Annotated in this window: 16 protein-coding genes; 7 read left to right on the top strand and 9 right to left on the bottom strand. The window is 34.8% G+C overall.

Features of this window, described 5'->3' with window-relative positions:
- A partial coding sequence (traA, locus tag BN338_RS09170; protein ID WP_280109532.1) for a Ti-type conjugative transfer relaxase TraA occupies positions 1 to 2,496 on the bottom strand: 2,496 nt, incomplete at its 3' end.
- 10 nt (positions 2,497 to 2,506) lie between these two features.
- Positions 2,507 to 3,004, bottom strand: a complete 498-nt coding sequence (locus tag BN338_RS13540) for a MobA/MobL family protein (protein ID WP_280109531.1) — start codon at positions 3,002 to 3,004, stop codon at positions 2,507 to 2,509.
- Between the two features lie 252 nt (positions 3,005 to 3,256).
- Here BN338_RS13540 and BN338_RS09165 point away from each other — a divergent pair, with 252 nt between their 5' ends.
- The 3 genes from BN338_RS09165 to traG are packed head-to-tail and all read left to right on the top strand — an operon-like array spanning position 3,257 to position 5,610.
- Entirely contained in the window at positions 3,257 to 3,442 is a 186-nt protein-coding gene (locus tag BN338_RS09165) for a TraC family protein (protein WP_244427647.1), read from the top strand.
- A 52-nt stretch (positions 3,443 to 3,494) separates the two neighbouring features.
- On the top strand, positions 3,495 to 3,719 hold the full coding sequence (locus tag BN338_RS09160; RefSeq protein ID WP_039761309.1) for a conjugal transfer protein TraD: 225 nt from the start codon (positions 3,495 to 3,497) through the stop codon (positions 3,717 to 3,719).
- Positions 3,697 to 5,610 (top strand): Ti-type conjugative transfer system protein TraG, encoded by a 1,914-nt coding sequence (gene traG / locus BN338_RS09155; RefSeq protein ID WP_039761307.1) that lies wholly within the window; start codon positions 3,697 to 3,699, stop codon positions 5,608 to 5,610. Before BN338_RS09160 ends, traG begins: the two co-directional genes overlap by 23 nt.
- Before the next feature lie 271 nt (positions 5,611 to 5,881).
- On the opposite strand, the gene BN338_RS09150 is transcribed toward traG, so the two are convergent.
- Positions 5,882 to 6,265, bottom strand: coding sequence for a hypothetical protein (locus BN338_RS09150; RefSeq protein WP_039761305.1), 384 nt, complete (start codon positions 6,263 to 6,265; stop codon positions 5,882 to 5,884).
- A 654-nt stretch (positions 6,266 to 6,919) separates the two neighbouring features.
- On the opposite strand from BN338_RS09150, the gene BN338_RS09145 reads away from it, so the two are divergent.
- Entirely contained in the window at positions 6,920 to 7,276 is a 357-nt protein-coding gene (locus BN338_RS09145) for a helix-turn-helix domain-containing protein (RefSeq protein WP_039761303.1), read from the top strand.
- A gap of 115 nt (positions 7,277 to 7,391) precedes the next feature.
- Here the strand turns inward: BN338_RS09145 and BN338_RS09140 are convergent, their stop codons facing one another.
- From BN338_RS09140 to BN338_RS09130, 3 genes are all read right to left on the bottom strand, one after another.
- Positions 7,392 to 7,709, bottom strand: coding sequence for a hypothetical protein (locus BN338_RS09140; RefSeq protein ID WP_039761301.1), 318 nt, complete (start codon positions 7,707 to 7,709; stop codon positions 7,392 to 7,394).
- A complete protein-coding gene (locus BN338_RS09135) occupies positions 7,706 to 8,398 on the bottom strand; it encodes a ParA family protein (RefSeq protein WP_039761299.1) in 693 nt (230 codons plus the stop codon). Before BN338_RS09135 ends, BN338_RS09140 begins: the two co-directional genes overlap by 4 nt.
- 270 nt (positions 8,399 to 8,668) lie before the next feature.
- Positions 8,669 to 9,313 (bottom strand): recombinase family protein, encoded by a 645-nt coding sequence (locus BN338_RS09130; RefSeq protein ID WP_039761319.1) that lies wholly within the window; start codon positions 9,311 to 9,313, stop codon positions 8,669 to 8,671.
- A 204-nt stretch (positions 9,314 to 9,517) separates the two neighbouring features.
- On the opposite strand from BN338_RS09130, the gene BN338_RS09125 reads away from it, so the two are divergent.
- Both BN338_RS09125 and BN338_RS09120 read left to right on the top strand, forming a co-directional pair.
- A complete protein-coding gene (locus BN338_RS09125) occupies positions 9,518 to 9,808 on the top strand; it encodes a CopG family ribbon-helix-helix protein (protein WP_039761316.1) in 291 nt (96 codons plus the stop codon).
- Complete coding sequence (locus BN338_RS09120; protein WP_039761297.1) at positions 9,805 to 10,077, top strand: type II toxin-antitoxin system RelE/ParE family toxin; 273 nt, start codon at positions 9,805 to 9,807, stop codon at positions 10,075 to 10,077. Before BN338_RS09125 ends, BN338_RS09120 begins: the two co-directional genes overlap by 4 nt.
- Positions 10,078 to 10,440: 363 nt before the next feature.
- Here BN338_RS09120 and BN338_RS09115 read toward each other — a convergent pair whose 3' ends face one another.
- Positions 10,441 to 10,752 (bottom strand): BrnA antitoxin family protein, encoded by a 312-nt coding sequence (locus BN338_RS09115; RefSeq protein ID WP_039761294.1) that lies wholly within the window; start codon positions 10,750 to 10,752, stop codon positions 10,441 to 10,443.
- Between the two features lie 545 nt (positions 10,753 to 11,297).
- Here BN338_RS09115 and BN338_RS09105 point away from each other — a divergent pair.
- The gene (locus tag BN338_RS09105; RefSeq protein ID WP_039761290.1) at positions 11,298 to 16,274 is read left to right on the top strand and encodes a DEAD/DEAH box helicase; all 4,977 of its coding nucleotides are present in this window, start codon (positions 11,298 to 11,300) and stop codon (positions 16,272 to 16,274) included.
- A gap of 323 nt (positions 16,275 to 16,597) precedes the next feature.
- On the opposite strand, the gene repC is transcribed toward BN338_RS09105, so the two are convergent.
- Together repC and BN338_RS09095 are read right to left on the bottom strand one after the other, a co-directional pair.
- The gene (repC, locus tag BN338_RS09100; RefSeq protein WP_039761288.1) at positions 16,598 to 17,950 is read right to left on the bottom strand and encodes a plasmid replication protein RepC; all 1,353 of its coding nucleotides are present in this window, start codon (positions 17,948 to 17,950) and stop codon (positions 16,598 to 16,600) included.
- A 501-nt stretch (positions 17,951 to 18,451) separates the two neighbouring features.
- Entirely contained in the window at positions 18,452 to 19,102 is a 651-nt protein-coding gene (locus BN338_RS09095; RefSeq protein WP_425277470.1) for a nuclease, read from the bottom strand.
- Positions 19,103 to 19,310 lie beyond the last annotated feature (208 nt).

Here is a 19,310-nt window from a genome sequence, read left to right as displayed (position 1 = left end):
AAGGTAAGGAGCTTGTTCTGTTGCTTTTGAGGAAATATTCAAGTTTCTTTGCGATTGTTCAACCTTGAACCCTTCTTTCTGGAGTTTAACAAAACTTGTCTTTGCTCTATCCCAAAGGGATTCAATCTTCTCTTTTTGTTTTTGTAACCATTCTTTATTACGATCAACGTAAGAGGAAATCTTTTCCCCTAAACCTTGAGAAACATCAATCCCTCTATTTTCTGTAAATTTAGCAATATAATCCCGATAATCCGGATTTTCAGAAAAATCGAGAGTGGTTGTTTTGACACCAGATCTAGAAAGAGCTGCTACCAATTTTTCATAGGTATTTGCACGATCTAATCGCTTTGTAGCACCAACAAAAGAAGGATCACCGCGTTCTATTAAATCGACATTAAAAGTGTTTCTTTTGATTTCTTTATTGTTAACAACAATCGTTTCTTTATTTTGACGAATGGATATCTTGTCACCAAGCTCAATACGAGCACCATCTATCGCTGAGGGAAGATTTACGCCATAAACACGCTCAATTCCACGGGAAGTTGCTATATCCGCATAAGGTATTTTGTTTTTGGTGGTTTCATTAAAAGAAACATAACCTGCCTCTACAAGTTCACCAGTCATTGTATCTTTAATCTGTTTGTGTTCGTGTAATCGAACGTTTTTAAAGTCCTCTTCAGCAACATAAAGATGTGACTGATATCTATGTCGAGACATAGAAACATATGCAAGATGTTTATCCATAGATGAGGAAGCTAAAACAAAAACATTATCAACGCTCACTCCCTGACTTTTATGGATAGTAGCGGCATACCCATGGTCAATATTTTGATAAGTCTGATTGGAAAAAACAACCTCTTGACCAGAGTCAAGACGCACTTTTAAAAGCGAGTTTCCTTGTTCATTTTGTGTAGACAAAACAGTTCCTAACATACCATTTTTAACTTTTTGCTTTCCTAATTCTGGAGCATATTTTTCCTCGAACTGAGCATTTTTAAGAAAAATAATTCGATCACCGACAACAAATTCCCGTTGTCCTTTCAGAGTATCAAAATTTGTAATGTTCTCACCATTTTCGGATTTCAATAAACGAGCTTCTTTAAGAGCGTACCGAATTTTTTCATTTATTTTTTTTACAGACGCATTCGTATGAGCAAGAACAAGAAGCTCGTCACCTCGTAAATTTCTGCCCTCTTCCACACATTTGGTTTCTACCTTCTTTCGTGTATCCATCCAATCTTTAACGATAGCATTTATGGCTTGATCATGCGTTTTTGTTTCATGAATGAATCCTCTATCATTATAATGATCTAAAGCCTCCTTTACTTTCCCCCGTGCAAACTGTCGTGATGCACTTTGCCCCCACTCTTCCTTTTGTCTTCTAATACCCGATAATTCTATATAACCAACATTATGAGCAACGGCGCGAAACGCCGCTCCAGCTTCAATTGGTTGTAACTGCATATCATCACCAACAAGGACAATCTTAGCTCCTGCTTTTTCAACTTTTTGAATAAAACGGGAAAGCTGTTTTGAAGAAACCATTCCCGCTTCATCAATGACAAAAACATCACCAACCCGCAGTTCATCTTTTTTATTTTTCCAGGATAATTCCCAAGCAGCAAGAGTTTTACTTTTTATCTTTGAAGATTTCTCAAGACCTTCCGCGGCTTTACCCGCAAGAGCCGCACCATAAACACGCTTTCCACTCTTAACCCACGCAGTATTTGCCGCCTCCAAAAGAGTTGATTTTCCAGCACCGGCATAACCAACAACTGCTGCAATACCTTTATCATCTGTAATATGTTGAACGGCTAATTTTTGCTCTTCTGAAAATTGAAATCTATTGCTCTTATCTTTATTCTCAACAGACTTTATTGCCTCTAAAACCTTCTTATCTTTTACACCGTGTCCTGTCGTCTGAGACAAAGAAACAACCAACCGTTCCATATCATATTCAGCTTTTAATATTTCCTTTGTTGAATAAATAACCTTATGAGGATTGGAATGGTCTTTAATTTTAATCAGGTTATCGCTTTTTTCTAAACGCCCCATAATATCATTCAAGTCATTGCTATTATCAACATAGCGATGAATAATCTTCATAAGATCAATACGACTAAATGTCGATTTTTCATATGAAATTAACTTCAACAATTCATCCGGATTTTCTTTAATGATATTGACAGATTTCTGTTTTATTTTTTCATTGGCTTGCACAGCATTACTAACGAGACCTTTTTTGCTCATTGCATGCGCTGATTGACCTAAATGAATGGTTGGTTCTATCGATAAACCGCGCTCTTTGTATGAACGCATATCTATTTTTATATCGTGACCAGCAATAGCAAGATATCTTGTAGCCATCTCACCCCAAGAATTGCGTAAATCTTTCAGTGTATCTTTATTGCCTATGACAGTTTCATAAACTATACGCTCTTCTTTTCTTATCGAGTTTCCTTGTTTATCACGAATAGTCACAAGAGATTTTTTCACTGTTCCGTCTTTATTTAAGAGAGCTATTTTTTTTAGCTCCAAAACCATCTTTTGTAACAGGACGTAAAGTATGCATGATATGAACATGTGGATTGCCTTGTTTATCATGATAAACCCAATCAGAAACAAGTCCTCGAGATGAAAAGTTTTCCTTTACAAATTCTCGCACAAGAGAAATATTTTGGTTTTTCGACAACTCTAATGGTAGAGCTATCACGATTTCTCTTGCTAACTGACCATTGATGCGTTCACTATTTTGTATAGTGTTCCACAACCATTCACTCTTTTTTTCATTTGTCTTGAGAGAGTTTAGTTGTTGTGTAATCCATTTTGGTGAATCTTCTGGAATGTTCATTTCTGAGTGTACAAGATCTTTATCCTTATCATACTTATGAGTATGAGATCCTTCTAATTCATCAAACATCCTTGTTCTATGACGATAGGCGGCAGAAGCAACTGCTGATTTACCGGAACCAATTATTTTAGCTTGTAAATGTGCTATTGCCATAAGATAAAATAACCAAAAATTACACTTATTTCTCTGAAATAATCTATAGCAGAAAACGTTTTAAAATAAAACGTATAATTGCGCCTTCAGAAAAGATCTTTAAAAAAGACCTTTTTTCAGGAGCGCATAAAATGCGCATTATCAAGTGTTGTTATTTGAGTTTTCTTCTGTTAATAAAAAAGAGTAATAAAAAGAAAGGTCTTCAAATGGCAAGAAAATCTTTAGATAAACTTATGGAAGAAAAAAAAGCTCTTGAGGAAAAAAGTAAAAAACTTCTCGAAAAAATTAAAGCTGCTAAAAAAATATGAAGGAGAAAAAATTGCATTACTAGCAACAGAAGCGGGTTTAACAGAATTAAATATTACAAACGAAGAATGGAAAAATATCTTTGACGATATTAAAAAACGATTTCAAAAACAACAAAACAAATCTGAATAATCTTGGAAAATCTATCAAACTATTAAGACGAATCCAAAAAAGGATACGATACTTGACCGATGAAATAAGACGTAAAGATGCGCGTGAAAAAATTATCTTAGGAGGTCTCGTTGTAAAAGCTGGTCTTAGAGACTCTGATAAATCTTTTATTTTAGGCTGTTTAATTCATGCGTCAAAACTTGATAAAAATTCAAAAGAATATAAAGATTTTGAAAAAATAGGACGTAGTGCTTTTTCTGATACGCGGGGACAAAATGATAAAAAATTTAGATCGTAAACAAATTATATTTTTAATATGCCCATTTCTCTTTTCAATTATAATTCTTTTTCTTGTAAACATAACCATAAATGAAATTACCGAAAATGGTACTACACCAGATGCTTATTGGTTTGTTCGTTCAAAACCTTTAGATATTCTCATACTTATTGCAGTTTCTTGTTCTTCATTCGTCTTATTACAAAAAAGACATATCAGAAAAAATATTACCATAGCATCATTAGTCGTCTTTTGTCTTTTTGCTGCTTACTACAGCACAAATGAATATATCCGATTAAGTCCTTATGTAGGACAAAACAACATGACATGGGCAGATGTTTTTCCTTTCTTTGATAGAATGGTTTTAGCTGGCTCACTCATTGGAGTTATTATTCTTGGTTTTACTATGAATCTATCTTCACCTAAAACCTCACCTTTAAAGAAATCAAAAAATATGATCTTTGGCGGTGCTCAATGGATGGACATGAAAAAATTAGAAAGCATTTTTCCAAGCAATGGAGAAATCATCATAGGAGAGCGATATCGAGTGGACGAAGATATTGTTAAAGATGTTGCTTTTAATCCTCAAGACAAAGCAACATGGGGAAAAGGAGGTACACAACCATTACTAACATACAAGCTTGATTTTGATTCAACCCATATGTTGTTTTTTGCGGGTTCTGGTGGTTACAAAACAACCAGTAATGTTATTCCTACCTGTCTTAAATATTCTGGACCACTTGTAGTTTTTGATCCATCAACTGAAATTGCTCCAATGGTCAAAGAAATTCGACAACAATCAAAAAAAAATACCGTATATGTTCTTGATCCTCATGGCGCTTCGACAAAAGCTTTTAATCCTTTAGACTGGTTGTTAGATGAAACACTCCCTCTTTATGAAAGAGAAGCGGGGCTCATAGAAATTGCAAGGCTCCTCTTATCTGAAAATCATAAATCAACTTCAACAGATCAATTTTTTACCTCTCATGCCCATAATTTGTTAACTGGTCTACTTGCTCATGTTGTCTTTTCTGATGAGTACAAATTAGAAGAAAAAAACTTAAAAACACTTCGTATGATTGTATCAGAACCAGAACCATCCGTTATTGGGAAATTGCAATCTATACAATCGAATTCTCCATCACAATTCATTCGTGAAACCCTTGGTGTCTTTACAAATATGGCTGTGCAAACCTTCTCTGGTGTCTATGCAACTGCCTCTAAAGATACCCAATGGCTTTCCCTTGCCAACTATGCCAATCTTATAAGTGGCAATGACTTTAAAACAACAGATATAACAAAAGGAAATATCGATATCTTTTTGAATATTCCATCAAAAGTTCTAAAATCATATCCAGGAGTGGGACGCATTCTCGTAGGCTCTTTTCTCAAAGCCATGGAAACCGCAAATGGAGAATATGAAAAAAGAGTTCTCTTTGTTTTAGATGAAATTGACCTTTTAGGATATATGAACATCTTAGAAGAAGCACGTGACCGTGGTCGTAAATATGGAATATCTCTCATGCTCTTCTACCAATCTGTAGGACAAATTGAACGTCACTTCGGTTCATCAGGTGCTATGGCATGGTTTGAAAGCTGTGCTTTTGTAAGTTATGCCGCTATTAAAGATATTAAAACGGCAGAAAATATATCAAAGTCATGCGGAAAAATGACTATTGAAGTCCAAGGCAAAAGCAAAACACTAGGTACATCAGGTGCAAAAGGAACTGAAAGTCTAAGTGTCCAACAAAGACCCTTAATTTATCCTCATGAAATTACCCAAGAAATGCGAAAAGACGAACAAATAATCCTTGTACAAGGACAACCTCCTATTCGCTGTGGACGCGCTATATATTTTAGAAGAAAGGATTTAAAGAATCTTGCTAAAGAAAATAGATTTGCTCCTAAATAGAACTCACTCCGTTCGTACATATATCAATTTAATGAGAGGCTACCGCCTCTCAAACTCTCGGTACGCTCACCAAAATCATGAGATCAGATCCGCGTTTATTGAGAGGACTAACAAGCCTTGGTTATAAAGGTCAAGGAAACCCTTACAGGGCGCCTGACGGCGTCCTTGACCTATAACCATAGGGGCTTGTTCTGTCCTTCTCACGCGGCTCCGAAATCATGATTAAAGGATAGAGCTTATAAGGGCATAAAATGCACCTCATAATTATTTATTATTGGAAAAGTGCAAATTCATAATCATGAGGTGCTAAACGTAATAGGAGGCTATCATATCCCCAATTAGCAGCTAAACCGAAAAATGCAAAGATTATATAACCGATGACCATTGCTGTTTGGTGTTCATAGGGCTCTGAACCAAGCATATACCCATACCACAGAATGAATAACATTAGGAAAGCCCCACCTGCCATAAACTGTGTTAAAATAATAACCGGTTTACGAATAAACAAAAGAAAAAGGAAAAGGAAAAAAACGCATATTTTAAATATTTTACGAATTATGCGCATTAATATGTGCATTGTAGTGATGATAATTGGCTGTTTGGAAATTGGATTTTTATCGTCTGTATTTAATTTATTATTAGATAGTATATCCATTTCTCCCTCCCGTATCTGTATCTAAAGCACAATAACCTATCCGCTTAAATATTTATATAACAAAACACTCATTTATTGTCAACTGTTTATTGAATTTTTACAATATTTTCAAATAGTTATACCAATTTATTTTATTATTTTTTCTACTTGCTTCCCCCTTATAAGCTCTATCCTTTAATCATGATTTCGGAGCCGCGTGAGAAGGACAGAACAAGCCCCTATGGTTATAGGTCAAGGACGCCGTCAGGCGCCCTGTAAGGGTTTCCTTGACCCTTATAACCAAGGCTTGTTAGTCCTCTCAATAAACGCGGATCTGATCTCATGATTTTGGTGAGCGTACCGAGAGTTTGAGAGGCGGTAGCCTCTCATTGAAAAATAAATTTTATAATAAAAACTATTTTTATTGCCAACTTTCTGAAATTACTTTATTACTTAAAAGGTATTTTTGGTCGTATACGCAGCGATCAATGGGGAAATAAAGCCCCAAGTTCAGTACATAAAAGTCGATACTACTTTACTGGTATTTCCCGGATTCCGGGAGCTTTTGCTATGTCCAAGTGCAATAGCACTAAAAGCAAAAGGCTGACTGAACTCAGTGCTTTATTACTCCCGGAATACTCATGCGAGGGCGCTCGCAACTAGAGGGGGTACAAAGTGAAAAACCAAGATCAACATTTAAATGACATATCTGTAGGCAGAAAAATTCGCTTACGAAGAGAAATGTTGAAAATGTCTCAAAAAAAATTAGGAAACCTCTTAGGAGTGACCTTCCAACAAATCCAAAAATATGAAAAAGCTACAAACCGCATAGGAGCTGGACGTTTGCAGCAAATTGCTGACATACTCGATGTTGATATCTCCTTTTTTTATACCGATATTTCCAAAAAAGAAAATTTTTCATCCCCTTATGAAGAAGGAATTTCCAGTAAAGAAGAATACTTCCTTTTAAAAGGTTTTAGACAACTTAATTCTAAAAAACAGAAAGCAATTTTGTGGTTAATTGCCGAATAGAATAAAAAATTTTGAAAACAGTATAAGACGCTTTAACCATTTGATAAATAAGCGCCTTAATTATAAACATTTTGAATATTTATTACGTATTTTGTACGTAAATAATAAATAATGATCATTTATTTTGTGTGTAATTATTATTTATATAAGTTTGAACAAGACGATTAAGTAAATCACCACCATCTTCATTAAGATCATCCGCTAAAGACCAAAAACTATCTTTTACTTCTGGTTCAAGTGCAAGTGTTAATCGTGCTGTTTTTAAGCTACGTTGTCTGCGTCCACTACCACGTTTTGGTTCTACACCATGACGTGTCGTAAAACCATTATTTTGACTTATCTTACCTAATTCTTTTTCATCTACTTTCTGTGCTTTTGTAAACGGTTGTAAATTTTCAAAGTTTGGTAATGGAATTTCAGCTCTTTTTGTCATGCTACTTTACCCTTTAATAAATTTTCACTATCCAATACTTTCACAACAGCATTAGCAAAAACCGTTGCATTTTCTTGTGCTGCTTGAGGATTACTCACATCGGCAGATGTTAAATCAAAGAGTGATCCCCCTATCTGAAAAATAGCACTAAAAGCTCCTCTTTCAGTTAATGAAACAGGTAAAATAGGAAGATTAGCTTTTTCTAACGTTTTCTCTATATGCTGTCCTTCGCGACTGTTTAAGGTATTGGTCATAGAAAATACGATACGAAAAGGTATTTCTCTTTTAAAAAACTGACTCTGTTGTTTTATTAAAGCAATGATCTTTCCTATCTGATCTCCATCAAGTTGTTTTTTTCTCATAGGAATTAAAACTAAATCGGCTCTCCCTATCGCAAAAGAAGCCGCAAGATTAGCAGAACCTTCAAGATCAACAATAACAAATGGAAACTGCTCTACAGCATCATCAATGCAAGAAACAATATTCTGTTCTGTAATATTTCCAGAAACTTCTATATTTGATGGCATTGTATCTACAGATCTTTCCATCCATGTCACAAGTGGTTGATTTGGGTCTGCATCAATTAATTTCACCTTAGATCCAGCTTTAGCAAAAACGTTAGCTAACACTAATGCCATTGTTGATTTTCCAACACCACCTTTTGTTGAACACATAGTAATGACTGGCATTAAGACATTCCTTATTTAGTAAATAAACACTAAATAAATAATGCATATTTATTACATATTTATTAATTACTGAAATTTTATTGCTTTTTAAAATATATAAAATTTTCCGACACAATTTCATCAATCTCAACTCTTTGTTTAACCATAGCGAATGGGTCTGCAAAAATAATTAAATATTCAATAAATATTTATTACGTATTTTGTACGTACAGAATAAATATTATTATCTATTACCTTTATAATTCAATACGTAACGTGAATAGAAAAGGACTACCTTTTTGGCATAGTGATAATAGGTTTTGTTTTTGTAGGCTTGATATTTTTGCGTTCAATAAATAAATGCAAGGTACTTACACTAACCCCTAATATCTTAGCAATACGGTTATATGGTAAACCAAAATTGATGAATGCTTGTACTTCATCAAGTTGACTGTCAAGCTTTAACTTTTTACCAATACTTCCTTTTGGGCGCCCTAGTTTTATTCCTCGTTGACGAGCAACACTTAATGCCTCTTTTGTACGTGTTTGAATTAAATTCTTCTCAATTTGTGCTACCATACCTAGTACAGTTGCTATGATGTCACTTTGTAAACTCCCATCCATGATAAGATTTTGTTTTGTTACATGCATAATTAAACCACGTTCACTAGTAGCTTTGAGAATTTCTAAGACAGCAAGAGAAGAACCTGCTATCCGAGAAAATTCAGGAGTTAATAACACATCTCCCCGTTCTGCTTTCTGAATCAAAGCACCAAGTTTACGCTTTCTCCAATCTTTTTCTCTACTTGTAATTTCTTCTTCAATATGAAGTGGAGCAAAGCCATTTTTGTTAGCATATTCTAACAATCCAAATTTTTGATTTTCTGTATCTTGTCCGTCACGAGAAACACGTAAATAAGCATAAAATTTTGTCATGTTCGTTAAAAATGTCAATTTATATAAAAACTGATATATTTCCCTACAAAAAAACCTTAAATAAATATCTATTTTTATATTCGAAAAAACGATCGTTTTTTAGATATGAAAATGCAAAAGATATCTATTCTAACAGCACCTATTGAAAAAATAGCAAAATATATTACATTAGAATTACATTGTAACACATTAAGTGGTAGTAAAATGGCTGATACAACATTTACCTTTCGCGTTGATGATGTATTAAAAAATGAATTTTCCAAAGCAGCAAAGGCGTGCGATAGATCTAGTGCACAATTGTTGCGGGATTATATGCGCGATATCGTAAAAGAACAAAAAGAAAAAAGTGCATACGACTTATGGTTTCGAGAACAAATTCAATTAGGGATAAATTCTGCTAATGCAGGTGATATAATATCTTCTGAAGAAATCGAAAAAGAAGCAAAGGAATGGCGCTTAAAAACACAAAGTAAACTAGATATATCAACTTTATGAAGCTAATTTGGACACAAATAGCACATGTTGACCGCAAAAAGATACGTGAATACATATCACAAGATAATCCTTCTGCTGCCTTGAAGTTTGATCAACTTTTATCTGAAAAGGTAGAAAAACTTGTTAAACTTCCTACTCTTGGTCGTGTAGGACGAATTGTAAATACACGTGAATTTATTGTACATCCAAATTATATCATGATTTATGATATCTCGAATGGCATTGTGCGTATTTTACGTGTGCTTCATACAAAGCAAAAGTTTCCTTAATCAACAGTGTTTTTATTTATTTGGTAATTGAAGCAAATGATTTTCTACAATACTGTGCTCCGTCTTTCACTCTTTTACTGTCTGTGACCATCTTCCATAAAATTTATTTTTAAACATTTTATGCGCTTGTTGAGTGATTTTACTTCATTTTTCTCTCGAAATTTATCACTTGTATGTACATTATAAATATTTATTATACGTGTAATTACTATTTATATAACATTTCAAGAAATGCTAAGAGTTATTTACGTCACACAATAATTTACCAGTTTGCTATTAAAACTTAAAAAGTCTCATTAATATATAGCCAACAGCGTAACACCAAAAATAATGTTTAAAGATACCATGATGTAAATAAAAACTTCATAAACCAACTGCTTTACGTAAGATATCATCGACTTTTGATTGCCACTTACGACCAAAGGATTTGAGTTTTTTTAAAACATCTGGTGATAAACGAATTGATACCAGCTCTTTAGAATTATCAATTTGTGGACGTCCTCGAAAACGTTTAATGCTTTTAGCTAAATCAGGAAATACTTCTGCGAATGATTTTGCTTGAGAAATTTGTTCGTCTGTTAGTTCTGGTGCGTCTGGATCGTTAGCAATTTCTTTCTGAATCTCAGCCTCTTCTTCATCGGTGAGAGGTTTAATATATGGATACTTAGTACTCATATTAAACTCATTTCTTTTTTACTCGCACGTCTCATAGAAAAGTAATTGCTAAATGAAAATGTCTTATATATATATGTTTCTCGGAGGAGGAGTCATTATGTAATCATCCCCGCAGGGTTTTTGTAATCAATCTCTTCCTCCATTCTATCAAAAAAACTTCATTTCTCTTTATTTTGGTTATAATCTTCTTAGCAATGGTTAGCTAAGTTAAAGTAGTCTTTGTATATGCTAAATTCGTATTTGAAATACGATTGCGGATCTTTTAATTTAATTGAAAATACATTCACTATTTTTTGAAAATCATCCTCATCACTAAAAGAAAAACTAAAAAGCTTGAAAAGTAGCTTTTCCTCATTTTGCTCTCGATATTTATCTAAAATGTATTTAATAAATTTCATTTAGATTTTTTGAATCTTTTTAAATATTCTCTCTACTGATCCCATGTCTTTTAATACATCTTGCGCTGTTTCTATAGATAATTGACACTTCAATTCTTTTGATGATAGTTGATCGACATCATAAGGTAATGGAATTTACTATATACAATGCTGCAATCTCATAAGTCTGATAATAAACCAATCTCTTTACGCTCTCTCTTACAATTCTGTCGTGATGGTGCAACAAATCCTCGTGAACGAGGAACTCTCTTTGAAAACCTAGTAAAAACTTATTTGACGCAGGACCCCATTCAAAAGCAAGAATATGAAACAGTTCAGACCTATTGTGAGTGGGCGAGAGAGCGTGGGGAAGATGGGCGTGATATTGGCATTGACCTAGTCGCTAAGATTCGTGATGAGGAAGGCTATGCGGCTATTCAGTGTAAATTCTATGAATCCTCTCACTGCATTAAAAAGGAAGATATTGATAGCTTTATAGCCGCCTCGGGCAAAGATCCCTTCACCCGTCGACTTTTAGTTGACAGTACGGAAACCGATTGGAGTGAGAATGTTGATTTAACCTGCCAAGGGCAAAAAGTTCCCATTCAACGCATTAATCTTTTTGATTTAGAAAACAGTCAAATTGATTGGGGCATGTTTGCCAATAAGGGACAAGCCACCCTTAAGAAAAGAGAGGTAAAGCAACTTCGAGATCATCAAAAGGAAGCCTTGAAAGCGGTTTGTGAAGGCTTAGAGAAAGCAGACCGTGGCAAGCTGATCATGGCATGTGGAACGGGGAAAACCTTTACTAGTCTTAAGATAGCAGAACAAATAGCAGGTAAAGGCAAGCATGTTTTGTTTTTGGTGCCTTCTCTCGCTCTTATGTCGCAAACGATAAGAGAATGGACGACAGATGCAGAAGTGCCTTTACGTTCCTTTGCTGTCTGTTCTGATACACAAGTGGGTAAACGTCGTAAAACAAAAGATGATGCCATTGCCATGGATTCATCAGATCTTGTGTTACCAGCCACAACAGATGCCAAAGAGCTTGCTAGCAAAGCCCATAAGACGTCGCTTGATGTTATGACTGTTGTCTTTTCTACCTATCATTCCATTCAAGTGATTGCTGATGCACAAAAGGACCATGATTTACCCGAATTTGATCTGATTATTTGTGATGAAGCCCATAGAACCACTGGAGTTGTGTTGGGAACAGACAAAAGTGAATCTGAATTTATCAAGGTTCATGACAATAGCATGATACAAGGCAAAAAACGCCTGTATATGACAGCAACCCCAAAGATCTTTACCAATAATGCCAAAAGACGTGCTGATGAGATTAATACTGTACTGGCGTCTATGGATGATGAAGAGCTCTATGGAAAAGATCTTTACACTTACAGTTTCTCAAAAGCCGTCAAGAATGAACAGTTATCCCCTTATAAGGTGATTGTGTTGGGTGTTGATGAAGAAGAAGTGAGTCAATCTCTTCAACAGCTGATGACTGATGAGAATTATGAACTTACTCTTGATGATAAGACTAAAATCATAGGGTGTTATCAAGCTTTAAGTAAAATAGATCTGAAGGTTGATCTTGATGATGACCCAACCCCTATGCGTCATGCCTTGGCTTTTTGTAGAGATATCGAGTCCTCTAAACGTATCTGTAGAACATTCAATTCTCAAGAAATTCAGGATGAATTGTATAATCTTCATAAGATACATAAAGATACCCCACCTCTTGACTGTACCTTTGAGCATATAGATGGGACTTTTAGTGCTAAGGAAAGGACCAAAAGACTTGATTGGTTAAAGGAAGATGCAGGGGAAAATACCTGCCGTGTGTTAAGCAATGTACGCTGCCTTTCTGAAGGGGTTGATGTGCCTGCTCTTGATGCCGTGATGTTTTTACACCCGCGTAAAAGCCACGTAGATGTGATACAAGCGGTGGGACGTATTATGCGTCGTGCCAAGGGGAAAAAAAGAGGCTATATCATTTTACCCGTTGGGATCCCTGCAGGAATTTCTGCTGAAAACGCTCTCAGATACAATGAGAGATACAAAGTTGTCTGGCAAGTGATCGACGCTTTGCTTTCCCATGATGATAATTTTGATAACACGATTAATCAGATGATTTTAGGGCAAGACATAAGCCATATCTTAGAGATTAAAGCTGTCGGGAAAATAACCACGGTTGAGGATAATATCTCATTTCATGAGAAATCAGAAAATATGGGGCTTGAGATTGGAAAAGCTGCCAATAAGCCACAGCATAGCCCTATAGTGCAATATAAATTACCTTTTTATAAGGAATTTCCCAATGCTCTTAAAACCCTTATTGCTAAGAAATTCAGTATTGCGGATTATTGGGAAGATTGGGCTGGTAATGTTGCTGAAATTGCACAAAATCATATCACACACCTTCAAACTATCCTTTCTGATGAAACAAGCAAAGCATATCATGCCTTTGATCTGTTTTATAATGAATTACAGAACAACTTAAACAGTGAGATAAAGCAGGAGGACGCCATTGAGATGCTTGCACAGCACCTTGTGACCCGCCCTGTGTTTGAAGTCTTGTTTGATGGCAATGCGTTTGTACAAAACAATGCTATCTCACAAGCCATGGAAAAGATCTTAGCTGAATTAGACAAAACAGATATTGAAGAGGAATCCGAAGAACTTCAAGAATTTTATAACAGTGTAAAATGCCGTACCTCTGGTATCACAGACCCGCAAGCAAGACAAAATCTTATTATCACACTGTATGAAAGTTTTTTTGCTAAGGCTTTTAAAAAGACAACGGAGAGGCTTGGAATTGTTTATACCCCCGTTGAGGTTGTAGATTTTATTATTCATTCTGTTGATGATGTTTTACGAATTGAATTTAAAAAAAGTTTAGGGTCTCGTGATGTTTCTATTCTTGATCCCTTTACCGGCACCGGTACCTTTATCACACGGCTTTTACAATCTGGACTGATCAAACCAGAAGATATGGAATATAAATTCCGTCATGACATTCATGCCAATGAGATTGTCTTACTTGCCTATTACATAGCAGCGATTAACATTGAAACGACCTATCATAGTCTTATGAAAGGTGACTATATCCCCTTTAAGCATATTGGTTTAGCTGATACCTTTCAGATGCTTGAGGCAAAAGACTTGCTGCAAGGGTTACTCAAAGAAAACAGTGAATATTTAGAACTTCAGAAGAAACTGGATATCCAAGTTATCTTTGGTAATCCTCCTTATTCCACAAAGCAAAAAAACGAAAATGATAACGCAAAGAATACACCTTATCCGATATTAGATGACCGTATTCGTGAGACCTATGCTGTTCAATCGAAAGCAGTTTGTATACAAGCACTTTATGACAGCTATATTCGTGCAATTCGTTGGGCTAGTGATCGTATAAAAGACTGTGGGGTTATTGGTTTTGTTACGAATGCAGGTTTTGTAGATGCACACACTATGTCTGGCTTACGCAAGTGCCTTGTTGAAGAGTTTAGTAGCCTTTATATTTTCCATTTACGGGGGAATGCACGGACTTCTGGAGAACAGCGTAAAAAAGAAAGTGGTGGAGTTTTTGGTGAAGGGTCTCGAACTCCTATAGCGATTTCTATTCTTGTAAAGAATCCAGAATCTCAACAGCGTGGTAAAATATATTTTCGTGATATTGGTGATTATCTCAAGAGAAAAGAAAAGCTTGCGATAATAGAGTCTTTTAAGAGTATTGATGGCATTACTCGGAGTAAACAAGGTTGGAAACTTATTACACCAAACAAGCATGGTGATTGGATAAAGCAACGTGATGATAGTTTCAAGACATTTGTAGCTTTAGGTATTAAAAAAGGGCATGATAAAAAGCTCTTTGAAACCTTTTCGTGTGGTGTTGTAACTAGCCGTGATGCTTGGGTGTATCATTCAAGCCATAAAGCTTTAACGAAAAATATGAGTGCTATGATCACTTTCTATAATAATGAAGTAGAATCCTTTAATAGTACCTCTTCACATACTAATCGTAAAGCAAGTGCTAATATTGTAAACGACTTTGTAAATTCAGATGCAAGTAAAATTAGTTGGAGCCGTGCACTTAAACAACATTTAGCTAAAGGAAAGATTTTTAACTTCGAAGAAGCATGTCTCATACAAAGTTTGTATCGTCCTTTTACGAAACAGTGGCTTTATTATAATCGTATCTTCAATGAAATAGTATATCAAATGCCAAGGATATTTCCTATAGGACAAGCGTTTGAAAATAAGGTAATACAAGTTACAGGTACAGGAGCAAAAAAAGACTTCTCTGCGCTTATGACTAAGACCTTGCCTGATCTTAATGTTATAGATGGTGGTAGTCAATGTTTTCCAAGGTACTTTTACGAAGATGCTACAGTTTCAAACGGCAAAAATAAAAAGCAGTCCCATTTATTCGAAAGCTCTATGAAGGACGGTGAAATAGCTGGTTTACAACGGCGTGATGCACTCACTGATGAAGGCTTAGAGCATTTTAAAGCGGCTTATCCTGGTGAAACCATAACAAAAGATGATCTCTTTTATTATGTTTACGGAATTTTGCATTCAGAAGATTACCGCAGTCGTTATGCTGATAACCTTTCTAAAGAATTGCCTCGTATCCCTTGTGTAAAAACTGCTGAAGATTTTTGGAAGTTTGTAACAGCAGGACGTGAACTTGGTCACTTGCATGTCAATTATGAAAGTATAAAACCTTATCCAGTGAGTTTTAAAAAGGGTGATCCAAAACTGACTGATATTTCTAATCCTGAAGAATTTTATTATGTTACAAAAATGGAATTCGCAAAAGTTAAGAAGTGTAAGGCAAAAGATAAAACCACTGTTATTTATAACAGCAATATCATCATGACAGATATCCCTCTTGAAGCCTATGAGTATATTGTCAATGGAAAACCCGCTCTTGAATGGGTTATGGAACGTCAATGTGTAAAGACTGATAAAAAAAGTGGTATTGTTAATGATGCCAATTGCTATGCCGTTGAAACCGTTGGCAACCCTGCTTACCCTTTAGAATTGTTTCAACGGGTTATTACTGTGAGCTTAGAGACCATGAAAATCGTTAGAAACTTACCAGAATTAGAACTAAGAGAAACGGAAGTGAATTTATAAGACATGCTCATCTTATAAAGGTTTGTATCCTTAAATATTTACTGTGTACTTTGTATGTACATTATAAATATTTATTATTTATTTTGTGTGTAATTACTATTTATGTAGTTTTCAAGATATACGAATATGAACTCGTAGAAAGCAGCTATATCTTAAATTATTTACGTTCCCAGTTCTTTGATAACATCTTCATACAATCATTCACCATGGTGTGAAGTTTTTTTCATCCTTGTTTAGCACTTTTTTAGAACGAATAACATTTCCGTTCATAACATCTATTTTACGAGACATTTTTTTCCCCTTTTGTACATATCTTATCAACTTTATGATAAAAGTTGATTTAATTTTTTCGGCATTTCTAAAGTTTTAAGGACCTTATCCAATTCTAATTTTAATAAAGAAATTTTTTGATCGTTTGCTTTTTTTTGCCCACACCAATCATTTAGCTTTTCTTCAAAAGCTTCATTAAGCAGGGCATAAAAAGAACGTTCTAGATAGAGTTCACCTCGATTTTCTTTGGCAATCATCCCACGCAGATAACCTCCAGGTGATTTTACAAGTTGTTTGCAGTGTTTTTCGAAGCTTATAGCAATGGCGAGAGCAGCTTTTCTCATTCCCATCGCATTTTTAGCATCTTCAACGGCACAAGGAGAAATCCCCTTCATTTTAGCTAGAAATTCCATAGAACCTATTAAATCTCTTTCCGATTGCAATCCATGTTTCATAAACATAGCAACATTAGGCAATGCTTGCGTTAAAAGTTCTGGTTTGATTTGAAGCGATTTGGTGGTGTTTGAAGGTATGGTGGTTTCAGTTTTGCTTTTCTCTATTTTTTCATAAGCCTTTTTTTCATGACCGGAGGTCATGTTATTGATTTGAGTGTGTTCAGATTTTTCTGAACATTCGTTTTTGTTACAATTACAATTTAAGTTATGGGTTGTATATTCTATGTGCATTTCGTCAGCGAAATGCCTGTATTTTGTTTTTGATGTTTTTTGCTTAAAAAATCGACGCAAAATCCATTCAAAAAGATGGATAGCTTTTTCCAATTTTTCGACTGAAACTTTGGCTGGTCGACCAATAATATGAATAATTTTTTGCATTCTAGAAAAAAGCAAGGATGTAAATGGAGTAGATTCAATTGATGCGTAAGAAGCTTTAATCTGCCGCACCAACCCTCGAAAACAATGCAAAGCCGCCCTTTGTTTGTTTTGAGCCTCTACGACTTCATCAACTTTTTGTTTAAGTTCATCATATCGAGCAACAAGAATACGTAAATCAACACCGCAAGCTGTTATAATTCCATGACCACGGCTTCGCCCCGAATAACGTTTAAAATTACTAGAATCTCGCATGACAATAAGACCACAATCATAAAGATGTGAAAGTAATATACTCACGCGTGATTCACTACGGCAAATTTCCTGACCAAGACAGTAATTGCTTTTAAAAACGATAGGAACCCCACCTTTTTCAAATGAAGCTTTCGAAGTTGTATTCAATAAAGCCAAGAGTAGTTTAGCTTCTGTCTCTTTAATCAAACCAGCCATCTCCAATTTTCTTGCTAATCCAATCAATTGCGCACGACTTACTGAGCCCATTTCAGTATTTTCAGCTAATTTTCTATATTCTATATGATGCGCACTTAACTTTCTTCCGGGAACTTTATTAACCATAATCCTTAAAACCTCTCTATTAGAGGCAAAAAAATGAAAAAAATATCCCTTTTCTACAAAATTTCTCTTGCAGAATGCATCATGATAAATTAAATTGGAAACACTCGATTGTTAATTTATCATGTTAGATATTATAAAATCCTCCTGTTGTTGCAGGAGGTTTTTATTTTTTTGCCATTATACTTCCCTCTATTTTAAAAGAATCATAACTCTAAAAAAAAACATACTGAGGTAAAATCTATATTAAAAAAATAACATTTTCAATACAGTGACACTTTTAAATGGGCATTTTTTACAAATACAACCTGAATTGAGTCTACTTAAAAAATCAAGAAAATGGTATATAGGTAAAGAAATAGGTACCTTCATAAGCCTACAGTGAGCAACCTATACGGGTAATAAAGATTTAAGCACAACATTTTTATGACGTATCCATAGTGTAGAGTATGATCGACTTTCTCTTGGTAAAACTCGTTAAAGAGCACCTGAGAATAATTCTTATCAATTATGGTCAATGGGATTATAGCTCCCGTGATCTCTTCGCCATTCTTCTGGTTGTTGAAATTGGCTCGACCACAAGCCATTTTGTGCTTTTTGCGCAGCAGATTGTAAGTTTTTATAGTCTGCGGGTGAGGGAAAATTATCCTGATCTTTTGTCAACACCATCAAGCCTTCGCTAAGCCCCAAACGTGCAAGGTCAATTCCATCAACAAAACATTGTGCATAATGAATTTGTTGAATAACACGGGCTTGCCGACACGTTACATTTTTATCGAGTGTTTTTGAAACAAGCCACGCCGTGACAAAAGCACCACATGGCCACTTAATTCCATTACGTGAGGCAAATTGTCGTGTTTCACAAGTTTCTACACCATATAATCGGATATTACGGACGATCCTTGTTCTCCATCCATCATCTACGGATGTGATCATTTTAAAGGTCACACCACTTGTTACCTGTACAGCGCCTGAATAGACTGGTACATTTTCTTCATAAAATTGTGATACTAATGTTTTGGTATGCAAATCCACATCTTGGTGGTTTCCATAATATATCAATTGTGTATTCAAATTTTTAACTGGGGTTTCTATTGTCTTTTCTGGTATTTGAAAAAAAGAAAATTGCATAAAATTTTCAGTATGGTGACTCAAATAGAAAATTCCTCCAATAATAATATAAATTAAAATAATATATTTAGGGTATTCTCTAAAAAAAAATAAAATTTTCATTTTGGATATTACTATTATTTTTGTTTATAACTTGAAAAAAATATTAACTATTTGTAATTTTATAGTAGAAAAAGTAGCTTTTTTCATTTATTTCAATTTATATTTAATAACAAAGCGGGAAAGAGGGGAA

It is taken from the genome of Bartonella queenslandensis AUST/NH15, from assembly GCF_000312585.1.
In the GTDB taxonomy this organism is placed as follows: domain Bacteria; phylum Pseudomonadota; class Alphaproteobacteria; order Rhizobiales; family Rhizobiaceae; genus Bartonella; species Bartonella queenslandensis_A.
The sequence above is the reverse complement of the archived record's forward strand: the minus strand, read 5'-3'. Positions and strand labels throughout refer to the sequence as shown.